The organism is Candidatus Sulfotelmatobacter sp., assembly GCA_035498555.1.
Classification (GTDB): domain Bacteria; phylum Eisenbacteria; class RBG-16-71-46; order RBG-16-71-46; family RBG-16-71-46; genus DATKAB01.
In genome coordinates, this window is sequence record DATKAB010000189.1 from 1 (window position 1) to 7,555 (window position 7,555).

The 7,555-nt window shown below is 68.8% G+C and carries 8 protein-coding genes; 6 read left to right on the plus strand and 2 right to left on the minus strand.

Annotation, left to right across the window (positions count from 1 at the left end; all coding sequences use genetic code 11):
• Positions 1 to 2,261, minus strand: a 2,261-nt coding sequence (locus VMJ70_14950) for a hypothetical protein (protein ID HTO92427.1), incomplete at its 3' end; no start/stop codon positions are given.
• 199 nt (positions 2,262 to 2,460) lie between these two features.
• Between VMJ70_14950 and VMJ70_14955 the strand changes: the two genes are divergently transcribed.
• The 5 genes from VMJ70_14955 (at position 2,461) to VMJ70_14975 (ending at position 6,265) form a co-directional block, all read left to right on the plus strand.
• Positions 2,461 to 2,652 carry a hypothetical protein gene (locus VMJ70_14955; GenBank protein HTO92428.1) on the plus strand — a complete coding sequence of 64 codons (192 nt, stop codon included), beginning with the start codon at positions 2,461 to 2,463 and terminating at the stop codon, positions 2,650 to 2,652.
• An 81-nt stretch (positions 2,653 to 2,733) separates the two neighbouring features.
• Complete coding sequence (locus VMJ70_14960) at positions 2,734 to 3,432, plus strand: HAD-IA family hydrolase (protein HTO92429.1); 699 nt, start codon at positions 2,734 to 2,736, stop codon at positions 3,430 to 3,432.
• A 39-nt stretch (positions 3,433 to 3,471) separates the two neighbouring features.
• A complete protein-coding gene (locus VMJ70_14965; GenBank protein ID HTO92430.1) occupies positions 3,472 to 3,813 on the plus strand; it encodes a hypothetical protein in 342 nt (113 codons plus the stop codon).
• Positions 3,814 to 3,822: 9 nt separating this feature from the next.
• Entirely contained in the window at positions 3,823 to 4,701 is an 879-nt protein-coding gene (locus tag VMJ70_14970) for an energy transducer TonB (GenBank protein ID HTO92431.1), read from the plus strand.
• Position 4,702: 1 nt separating this feature from the next.
• Entirely contained in the window at positions 4,703 to 6,265 is a 1,563-nt protein-coding gene (locus tag VMJ70_14975) for an NAD(P)H-hydrate dehydratase (GenBank protein HTO92432.1), read from the plus strand.
• Between the two features lie 91 nt (positions 6,266 to 6,356).
• On the opposite strand, the gene trxA is transcribed toward VMJ70_14975, so the two are convergent.
• A complete protein-coding gene (gene trxA, locus VMJ70_14980; GenBank protein HTO92433.1) occupies positions 6,357 to 6,680 on the minus strand; it encodes a thioredoxin in 324 nt (107 codons plus the stop codon).
• 171 nt (positions 6,681 to 6,851) lie between these two features.
• Here trxA and VMJ70_14985 point away from each other — a divergent pair, with 171 nt between their 5' ends.
• Positions 6,852 to 7,553: a rhomboid family intramembrane serine protease gene (locus tag VMJ70_14985; protein ID HTO92434.1), complete on the plus strand. Its 702-nt coding sequence runs from the start codon at positions 6,852 to 6,854 to the stop codon at positions 7,551 to 7,553.
• Positions 7,554 to 7,555 lie beyond the last annotated feature (2 nt).

Below are 7,555 nucleotides of genomic sequence, written 5' to 3' on the forward strand. Positions count from 1 at the left end.
CGGCCGTCGTGTATCAGCTGCGCCACGAAGTCGCCGGCCAGCGTGTAGATCTTGATGGTGCTGACGCCCGCCGGCAGATGCATGAAGTCGACGTGGCGCGGCAGCGGATCGCCGAACACCGCCGGCCGATCCCAGCCCGCCCGAGCCTTGTAGGGATTCGGCACCACTGTCACCTTCCCCGACTTCGGCGTCGCCGCGGTGTGCGGCGTCACGCGCTGATCGAAGCTCGCGATCAGCGGGGTCTCGAGGCGGATGTTCTGAGTGACGCCCGGGCTGACCTGAACGCGCTCGTCGAGGATGGTCGTCACCGCATAGATGTAGTCGAACCCGTTCAGCACTTCGTGATCCGCGTATCGGTAGCGGCCGATCGGATAATGCTTCTGCTCGTAGAGGATCCGGTCGTAAGCGACGGTGGTGTCGGTCACGGTTGCGAGCGGCACCTGGAGCGCTCCGGTCTCGTTGCTGAAGGTGGCAAGCAGCTCCCAATCCTGGCGCGGAGGCATCAGCGACTCGCGGCCCTTCCAGCTCGCAAGCTTGTAGAGCCGGTACCCCACGAAGCCAGTTCCGGTCGAGCCGAACTTGCCGCCACCCACGAGCACCTCGGGCCAGTTGTCCCAGCCCACCTCGACGTCGCGGTCGCCGGAGGTCTCGCTCGCAAACGGCGCCGGGGGCATGTTGGCGGGATCCTGCCAGCGGACGATGGTCTCCTGGCCGTTGTTGCCGGTGCACGAGTTGCAATCCGCGTCGGTCCAGATGCAGTGGCCGGGTGTGTAGAGCACGGGCTGCTCGGTGAGCGCGGGATCGACCGGAAACTTCTCGGGACAGTCGGGCTCGGCGTAGAACGTGACGCCCGGCGGCGGCTCGAGGCAGACCTCGTGACCCGCCACGCCGGTCTTCGCCACCGTGAACTCGGCGCTGTCGGGATGCGCGGTCTCGTTGGGAAGCAGATCGAGGCGCGAGCCGTCGTGCATCAACGCCAGATTGGGGAGCACCGCGTCGAGGCTTTCGGGGGCCGCGGCCGCCACCAGCGCCACCATGAAGTCGAGGGACTTGCCGGGCTCGAGCCGTGGAAACGGCCCGCACGAGACCAGCACCTGCCAGTCGCCCATCTGATCGGTGGGCGCGTTCGGGTACTGGCCCTCCAACGCAAGATAGCGGCCGGCGTCGAGAGCCGGAGGCCCGCCGGCGCCGGGAATCGCCTCCGACAGAAACACCGAGGTGAAGAACTGCCGGGTCACCGGCGCCACCGCAGCGCTCGGGACGAAGCGCCCGATCGGATCCAACGTGTGCTCGAGCGGCACCAGCGCGATCACCGGGAGATTCGAGCCGGGAATCCCGTCCTCCACCACCGGCACCTGGCCGTTGAGGCGCGTGAAGCATTGAGTCGGCGGGCAGGGCCCCCGCCCACTGCAGGGAATCACCCCATTGACCGTGACCTTGGCGAGGCCATCGAAGCGTGAAGCCGAATAAGTGCGAAAGTCGATGCGATCGTTGCGGTGGCCGTTGGGGTCGGAACGCAGCCGTGAATCGAGGTCGGCAAAGAAGCCCATGTAGACGCCGCGGATCGTCGAGGTGGTGTGGTTGGTGATGTGGAAGCTGATGCCGCAGATCCCGTCGTAGCCCGGCACGCCCCAGGCGTAGGTCTCCTGGTGAACGCTGAGCCCCAAGGGGTGATGCGATTCGCCGGTGGAATATCCGTAGTTCACGGCCTCGGGGCGATCGTCGACGTAGTCGGCCGCCGACATCTGATCGCCGATCATGGCGATGTCCTCGTCGATCTCGCCGTCCCCGTCGTCGTCTTTCCCGTTCAGGATCTCCTCGTCGATCTTGCCGTCGCCGTCGTCGTCCACCAGCCGCTGCGAACCCGGACGGCCCTTGTAGACCATGCGCACGTGGTCGTCGGGGTCGAGCGTCGGCCGCCATTCGAGCAGCGGGCCACCTGAAACGTGCGGCTGGCCGTCGCTGTCGAGCGCCCCGACCCACAGCTCGGCGTGGTTCAGCAGCTCGATGCCCGAGTCGGCCGGGTACTCGAAGGACGGGTCGCTCGAGCGGCCGACGTTGTAGAAGGCGTTGCCGATGATCCCGGCGTTGGTCACGCGCATCCGGAAGTTGCCGGCATTCATCACCGGGCCGCGATCCTCGACGTCGAGCACCGCATGGGCGGCCGAAATCCACAGCGAAACGCCGAGGAGGCTCGACAGCGCGTTGGAAATGAGGGGGATGAGTGGACGCCGCAGAGTCCGCGGGGAGGTACGGGGCAATGGGTCTCCTGTCGGCCGGGCAGCAGAGTTTGCACGATCCTACCGCACGGTGCGACGAATCCCGTGTCAACATTCCATTCTTCGCCCGCCGGGGCTAAGATTCGGAGCGGTCCGATGCCTCGCGCGTCGCCATCCACGGCACCGCCGGCAGGGCCTCGCCGGACCGCGCGAGCGCTCGGGACCAAGGGAGGGGTCGGGGATGGAACTGAATTTTCCCGAGTGCGTGAAATGTGACAAAGGTGTGCTGCTGCCGTTGTCGGATTACGGTCGGGATGGAGCACCCATCACCTACAAGGCCTGGGTTTGCAACAATCCGGCCTGCGGATTCAATCTGCGCATCGACAATGGCGAAATCAGCCTCGGCCGGGCCATCATGCCCTCGGGCAAATAGCGTCGCGGACCGCCGCGGCGCCCGCCTCCGGGCGGTCTCCGCCAGGCGACTCGAACTCGGGACCCACCGGAAGCGCACTGCTTGATCAAAGCGATCGTCTTCGATCTCGACAACACGCTCACCGATTTCATGAAAATGAAGTCGGACGCGGTCACGGCCGCCATTTCGGGAATGATCGATGCCGGTCTCAAGCTGCCGCACGAGGACGTTCGGGCGCGGATCGACGCGATCTACCAGGAGCAGGGCCTCGAGTACCAGCGCGTGTTCGACCAGCTGCTCGAGAGCGAGTTGGGCCGCATCGATCCCAAGATCCTGGCGTCGGGCATCGTCGCCTACCGTCGCGCGCGCGAGTCCGCGCTGGTGCTCTATCCGCACGTGCAGATGACGCTGCTCGAGCTGACCAAGCGCGGCATTCGCCTGGGCGTGGTGTCGGACGCGCCGCAGGCGCAGGTGTGGCTGCGGTTGTGCTCGCTGTCGCTCCAGCACGTGTTCGACGCGGTCGTCACCTTCGACGACACCGGCCAGCGCAAGCCCGGCCCCGCTCCGTTTCGTGAGATCCTGCGCCGGCTCGGGGCCGAGCCGGGAGAATCGCTAATGGTGGGAGATTGGGCCGAGCGTGACGTCGTGGGCGCGAAGAGTCTCGGCATGGCGACGGTATTCGCTCGCTACGGCGACACCTTCGACACGCAGGTTTCGGGAGCCGACTACGACATTCAGGACATCTGGGAGCTGGTCGCGATCGTGGACCGGCTGAATTCGAAGGAACCGGCCGCGCGCTGAGCGCCGGCCGCGCGCATTCATCGGTCGAATGGAGGACGCATGAGCGAGGGCAAGGTGAAGGCTTCGAAGGTGAAGGTCCACCAGCCGCCCGAGGGCACCGGCGGACTCGACGGGCATTTCCACGTCTATGTCTACGACGTCTTCAACAACAACTTCCACGCCGGCAGGAGCGTGGACACTGTCGAGAAGGCCGCCTCGTTCCAGCGCCACGAGCAGGAGCGGATCTACGCCGAGCAGGAGGCCGAGCCCGAGCTGTTCGATCTGCCCTTCATCTCGGCCGATCCGGAACTGCTCGCGCGCATCGAACGCGACGCCGAGTACCGCGAACGGCTGGTGCGCGAGCTGAAGATCGAGGCGCGCCAGCGCGGGCGCCGTCGCTGATCTCGACGCGTGACGTGGTTGCTGGCCATCATGGCGCTGGCCGCTTCGCCGAGCGCCGATAGCGCGCGGACCGTGGTGACGCCGGCGGCCGACAGCGCTCGCGCTGTGACCGGCGCGGCGCCCCCAAGCGCACCGGCCGACACCTCTGCGCGCGTGCCGGGCTCGGCGTTCCGCCTCGGCTGGACCGGCGAGCGGGCCTCGACGCTGGGCGCGTTCCCCGTCGTCACCAGCTCGCCCGACAGCGTCGTGCGCCGCGGCGACTGCCGCTGGTTCGGCGCCGAGGCGACCGCGAGGCTGACGCTGCGCGAAGGCCGGCTAACGCGCGTGGAGCTGACGCTCGAGAAGCCCGCGCCTCACGTCACCAGCTACGTACTCGACGAGATGCGCCGCGAGGGCTACCACCGCCTGTCGTCGAGCGACGAGGGCAAGAGCCAGAAGAGCGAGTGGCTGGGGCGCACGCGCGCCTCGCTGGCGATCTCCGACGCGAGCCTGGTCGGCAACTTCGGTACGATCGTGCGCGACACCGGCATCCTTGCGGTCGCAAAGCCCGCCGCAGGCGACACGCTCGATTTCACGCAGCCATCGATCGCCACCGACACGCTGCCGCCGCCGAGGTTCGCCTTTCGCCCGCCCAATCCCGAGCGGCCGGCGGCTGCGGTCCAGGCCGGCGTGTTCGGGCGAGTGATGATGGAAGCGCTGGTCGATCCGACCGGCGCGATCGCGGCGCTGAAAATCACGCGCGGCATCGCCGAGCTCGACGATGCCGCCCTCGGCTGGGCATGGCAGGTCCACTACGTGCCCTACTTTTCCCATGGCCGCGCGACCTGGTTCCGGATCGCGATCTCGGTGCCGTTCGCGGCCCAGCGCCCGGGCGCGGGAGCCCGCTAGCGTGCTGCTCGTCACCGCCGAGGAGATGCGCGAGCTCGATCGCCGTACGATCGAAAGCGGAGTCGCGGGACTCGAGCTGATGGAGCGCGCCGGCGCCGGCGTGGTCGAAGCGATGGCGCGCCGCTACGGCCCGCTGCTCGGCATGCGGGTGCTGGTGCTCTCGGGCCCCGGAAACAACGGCGGTGACGGTTTCGTCGCCGCGCGCCATCTGCGCGAGGGTGGCGCAGCGGTCATGGTCGGGCTGCTCGCGGCGCCGGATCGACTGCGCGGCGACGCCCGCGCGCAGTGGGAGCGCGCTCGCGCCGAAGGCCTCGACGTGACGGTGATCGGCGACGAGCCGGCGCTCCGCAAGCTGGCCGCGCGCTTCGACCGCTGGGACTTCGCCCTCGACGCGCTGCTCGGCACCGGCGCGCGGGGCGGGCTCGAGGGCGTGCTGGCCGAAGGCGTGCAGCTGCTGCGCGAGCTGGACGAGGCGGGCACGCGCGTGGTGGCGGTGGATCTGCCGACCGGGCTCGACGCCGACACCGGCGGCATGGCACGGCGCACGGTGCGCGCCGATCTCACCGTGACGTTCGGCGCGCCCAAGCGCGGGCACTATCTTTACCCGGGCCGAGCGTTCGTCGGCCCGCTCGAAGTCGTGGACATCGGGCTGGTGCACCAGGCTTCCGAGGGCCGGCGCTGGCAGGTGGAGCTGGCGACGGCCGCTTCACTCGCGAGTCTGATTCCGGGGCGCGATCCCCGCGCTCACAAGAACTCGGCCGGCCGCGTGGTGGTGATCGGCGGCTCGGCCGGGATGACCGGCGCGGTGGCGCTGGCGGCGCATTCCGCGACGCGCGCCGGGGCCGGCTACGTGCTGGCGGGGGTGCCGGCGGGGCTGATGGACGTCTACGCGGTGAAGCTCCTGGAAGAGCTGCCGCGCCCGCTGCCGGAGCGGCCGCCGCACGTGCTCTGCGCGGAATCGGTCGCGCCGGCGCTGGCGCTGGCCGAATCCGCGCACGCGGTGGTGATGGGGCCCGGCCTCACGCGCGTTTCGCACGCCGAACAGTTCGCGCGCGCGTTCGTTCAGGGCTGCGCGCGCCCGCTGGTGCTCGACGCCGACGGCCTGAACGCGTTCGCCGGCCAAGCCGACCTGCTGGCCAAGACGCGCGCGCCGATCGTGGTGACGCCACACCTCGGCGAGATGAGTCGGCTCGCCGGCGTGGACGCGCGCGAGCTGGAGCCCACGCGCATCGAGGCGGCGCGCGAGTGGGCGGCCCGCTGGAACGTGGTGGTGGTGCTGAAGGGCGCGCCGACCGTGACCGCCGCGCCCGACGGTCGCGCGACGGTCAACCCCACCGGCAACTCGGGCATGGCGACCGCCGGCATGGGCGACGTGCTGTCGGGCGCGATCGCAGCGCTGATCGCGCAGGGCCTCGAACCCTACGACGCCGCGCGCATCGCGGTGTGGGTGCACGGAACCGCCGGCGATCGCGCCGCGGCCGAGATCGGCGCGCGCGGGATCTGCGCGAGTGACGTGCTCGAGCGGCTGCCGCGGGCACTCAATCTGCTGCTGGTCGAGGGGTAGATTACGGGAGCCAACTGTCCCCGGGGACAGTTCGCACAAGAAAGGCCCGCGCCTTTCGGCGCGGGCCCTCGCCAGACTGCCGCCGTCGCTCTTACAGGTGCGGCGAAATCCGCGAAATCAGCATGGGCTTCGGTAGCGCGCCGATCACGCGCTCCACCATCTGCCCGCCCTTGAACAGGATCAGAGTCGGAATGCTCTGGACCATGTACCGCTCCGAGATGTCCGGGTTCTCGTCCACGTCGAGCTTCACGACTTTGAGCTTTCCAGCGTGGTCGCGTGCGATCTCTTCGAGAGCCGGGGCGATCATGCGGCACGGGCCGCACCAGGCGGCCCAGAAATCCACCAGCACCGGAACCGGCGATTCCAGCACTTCTTGGTGGAAATTGCCCTCGGTGACCGCAACGGTATTAGCCATCAGGCGACACCCCCTTCACGCACTGCTAGTATTCGGCCAGGCGCACTGTTGGGATGCCAACCGGCGCGAAGCGGTGCACGCGCAGCGCCGCGGCGGCGAGGATAGGGAGGCGTCCAGTCCTCGTCAAATTCTGGCGCCCTTCGAAGGATTCAAGCTTCCAAACGTCGCCCCATGATCCCACTCCGCGACGAGAATCCCTCCCGCACGACGCCGGTCGTGACCCGCGCTTTGATCGCGCTGAACTCCGCGTTCTTCCTGTACGAGTTCCTGCTCGGCCCGCAGCTCGAACCTTTCATCCGCACCTGGGGCATGGTGCCGGCGCGCGTGAGCCTGTCGCTTGCGGGGCGCGGCGATCCGCTACCGGTCGTGGGCTTCACGTTCCTCAGCTCGATGTTTCTGCACGGCGGCTGGATGCACCTGATCGGGAACATGTGGTTCCTCGCCATTTTCGGCGACAACATCGAGGACCGCTTCGGGCATTTCGGCTACTTGATCTTCTATCTCGCTTCGGGGCTGGTGGCCGCCGGGCTCCAGTACTTCGTCGCGCCGCAATCGGGCGCGCCGACGGTGGGCGCGAGCGGCGCGATCGCCGGCGTGCTCGGCGCATACGCCATCGCCTATCCGGGCGCCAAGGTGGTGACGCTGATACCGCTCTTCCCCTTCTTCCAGGTGGTGGCGCTGCCGGCGCTGGTGCTGCTCGGCTTCTGGTTCGTGCTCCAGTTCTTCAGCGGCGCGCTGTCGCTCGGCGCACACGCTTCGGGCGGCGTCGCCTGGTGGGCGCACGTCGGCGGCTTCGGCTTCGGCGCGCTGATGATGCTGATCTTCGGCCGCTCGAACGAGCGCGCCTCGCGCGCGTGGGTATCGGAGGACTGACG

Coding starts and splice junctions, on each gene's coding strand:
- VMJ70_14955 (HTO92428.1), top strand. CDS start 2,461: ATGGAACTGAATTTTCCCGAGTGCGTGAAATGTGACAAAGGTGTGCTG.
- VMJ70_14985 (HTO92434.1), top strand. CDS start 6,852: ATGATCCCACTCCGCGACGAGAATCCCTCCCGCACGACGCCGGTCGTG.
- VMJ70_14965 (HTO92430.1), top strand. CDS start 3,472: ATGAGCGAGGGCAAGGTGAAGGCTTCGAAGGTGAAGGTCCACCAGCCG.
- trxA (HTO92433.1), bottom strand. CDS start 6,680: ATGGCTAATACCGTTGCGGTCACCGAGGGCAATTTCCACCAAGAAGTG.